Source organism: Bacillota bacterium (genome assembly GCA_040754675.1).
Taxonomy (GTDB): Bacteria; Bacillota; Limnochordia; order Limnochordales; family Geochordaceae; genus Geochorda.
This window is the reverse complement of sequence record JBFMCJ010000489.1, coordinates 1-3,014: the sequence shown is the minus strand read 5'-3', so window position 1 is coordinate 3,014 and position 3,014 is coordinate 1. Positions and strand designations below refer to the sequence as shown.

Sequence of the window (3,014 nt, the reverse complement as noted above, 5' to 3'; positions counted from 1 at the left end):
GCTATCGACCGTATCATGAAGGCGTTTCCGGACCGGGGGCACTTCCTAATGGAGTTCGTCCAGAACGCCGACGACGCGGGAGCGACGGTCCTGGTTGCCCGCATCGAGGAAGGACAGGTCTGGATCATGAACAACGGGCGTGAGTTTTCGCGTGAAGATGTGGAGAGCCTTTGCAAGGTTGGCCGGTCGTCGAAGAAACCGGATGACTACATCGGGTATCTTGGGGTGGGGTTTAAGGCTGTGTTCCTTATCTCCGATGCCCCCTGCGTATACTCGGGTCCCTATCGGTTTACCTTTGACCGTAGCAGGTGGTCAGACCCCAGTCGGCGCCCCTGGCAAATCACCCCTTTGTGGCTGCAACACCGTCTGCCAGAGGGTGGCTCACCTAGGGGACACACGACGGTCTTCCAACTGCCCGTGAGCCGGTCGGCCGACCCCGAACTGGTTAGCCAGATCGCGGCTGAGTTTTCCTCTGAGCAGTTCTCGCTCCGCACCCTGCTATTTCTGCGCCACCTTGAAGAAGTAGTCCTGCAGGACACTCGGACCGGATTCCAGCGACGACTGAAGAAGAGTAAGGTCAGTGCTCGGCAAGGGGGCCTCGAGATCCACCAGTTGTCAGAGCAGTGCGGCGAACGACCACCGGAACACGAGCACTGGGTTGTGTTCAAGCGCACCGTTGCCGTTCCCGATCGCGTCAGAAGGGACTGGGTAACCAGAGCCTGGGAACGCGATCAAGTGCGCACGCGGGAGGTTGCGGTTGCGTTTGCGGTAGACGAAGCCGGCCAACTGCGCGAAACGGGCGGTACGGCACATGTGGGCGTCTTCAGCTACCTGCCCCTCAAGGAGGTCCCCCTAGCCCTTCCCTTCATAGTGCAGGCCGATTTCCTCACCGCCCCTGGCAGACACTCAATCACTCGGGACGCCCTGTGGAACACGTGGCTTGTTGAAGAACTCTGGACCTTGGTCCGGGACATGGTGATCCCTGCGTTTAGTGCCGACCCCCGGTGGAAGTACGCGATGGCGTCGGTTCTGCACCCGGGGCCGCATGGGCCTGAACCCTTCGAGCAGTACCTTATGCAACCACTTCGCGACCATCTTCGCGCGAGCGCCTGCCTGGTTGCTATCGATGGGACTCTGGTGCGGCCTGACGAAGCTATGCGCGTGCAGGAGCATGTCCTCGGGGAGGGATGGTTCAGGGCACGCGACGCAGAGAACATCTTCCCGGGCCTTAAGGTGCTCGATCCGTCATGCCGGGTTCCGCAACCACTTGCGCGATACACGAAGGACGGCCCGAGCTACAACTCGAATGGGTTCAATTCCGCCATGGATGAACTCGTGAGGGCAAAGGCTGAGCAGTGTGACCTCGACTTCTTTTGCTCCCTGTATCATGAGATCGGACAGTACAGCGACCGCACTCTCAAGGGGCGCTTGCGGGGTGAGCGCATGGTGCTCACCGAGGACGGAGAACTGGCGAAACCCTCGGATGCCTACTGGTCCGAAGAGGGTCCGCCGCTTCTGGGCCGTTTACACCGTGTCCACCCTGGCGTTTGGAAGGACGGCCGGGCTGCATCTGTCCTCGTGCGCCTCGGGGTTCAGGAGTTGTCGCCGCGTGCTGTGCGCGACAGGCAGGTCGCGGACGAACTGGCAGAAGAAGTTCCACGATGGGCGGCTAAGTGGCCTAACCTTACCGATGAAGAGCGGCTGACCTACACCGTCCGATTGCTCGAACTCTGGAAGGGGCTCGGCTGGCTGCCTCGTGCGTTAATAGAGGGCATCACCGTGAAAACCACTGATGAGCAGTGGCTGCGGCCGGGAAACACGTTCCTACCTTTGGTTTACGAGCCGGTAGGCCAGAGTCTGGAGAAGCTTATCCGGGCCGGGCTGCTCGACAAGGCCTCGGAGTGGAACATCGCCTTCGTGTCGGAGGACTACTTGCGTTTGGGGGAGTACGCTCCCTCGGACTGGCGTCGCCTTTTCTGTACACTGGGAGTGGACTCTCGATTGGAACGGGGGGAAGCCCAGGCACTGGTTCAGAGGATCGGTGTCAACCTTGCCGTGCAGTACGAGCGGGAGCATGGGCGACAGCCCCGGGAGTTGCCCCGTTCAGAGGAAGTATTGGGGTTTGACGTGGAGTCAGATGGCCGACTGATTGAGGTGAAGGCCCGGAACCAATCTTACCCTTCCGTTGAACTTACGAGTCAGCAGCTTCAGCAGCTAAGTAGGGCGGGCACCCGCTACTACATTTACGTGGTTACCGATGCTCTGGTACACCCGGTCCTCAGGGTTCTCCGGGGCGATGCACTGGTCGGTCTCATGCACGGAGCCACGTTCAGCTACCGCGACTGGTCCAGGGTTGCCGCAGAGGAATACCGGCCTACTCTTGACTGAGCCCGACGGCGGTTTTGAGCCCCGTTCTCCGGGGGCCTGTTACTGCCCGGGGAAAAAGGGGATGAAAGGTACTTCAGACCGATTGTGGATCCCAAGATGGCGGTCGGAAGGCCTATTAGGCTGGCTACGCACCCGTGGCGTCCCGGGTGCTCTGCATTGCGTCGTTTTTTTCACTCCACTGGAGGTGTTACAGGTGGCGTTTGTTCCGTTTGCCGCGGCAGACTTTCAGTTGCTGGCCCGGAAGCAAGGCGGCCCCGGTACAGCGTTGCACGCGAAAGCTGATGCGCTGAGCGAAGAGTTATCTAACTACCCGGAGTTTGACCTGGACTTCTTTCGGAAACGCATCGTAAGGCGGGGCATGACGGGCCAAGGTGGCCGGGTGTTTACAGGGCCCAAGTGGGGGGGACCGACACATTGGTACTTCTATCCTTCAGGAGGGGATCAGGATGAAATCCAGCTCAACGTCGGGATGTTTGAGACGCACATTCGGGTAGGGATTGGGTTCCAGATTGGACGGCAAGTGCGGACCAAGGTACCGGCCTTCCGTACTCTGCAGACTTTGCTGGCCACGAGGCCGCCGTTGCCCTTTCGGGAGCGGTTCCTGAGGTGCGTGGAGAGCAATGGTT

The 3,014-nt window shown here is 60.3% G+C and carries 2 protein-coding genes; both read left to right on the top strand.

Annotated features, from left to right (window positions below):
* Window positions 1-2,388, top strand: a 2,388-nt coding sequence (locus AB1609_19555; protein ID MEW6048640.1) for a DUF3883 domain-containing protein, incomplete at its 5' end; no start/stop codon positions are given.
* Between the two features lie 193 nt (window positions 2,389-2,581).
* Window positions 2,582-3,014 (top strand): hypothetical protein (locus AB1609_19550; GenBank protein ID MEW6048639.1); only part of this gene is annotated, 433 nt, incomplete at its 3' end.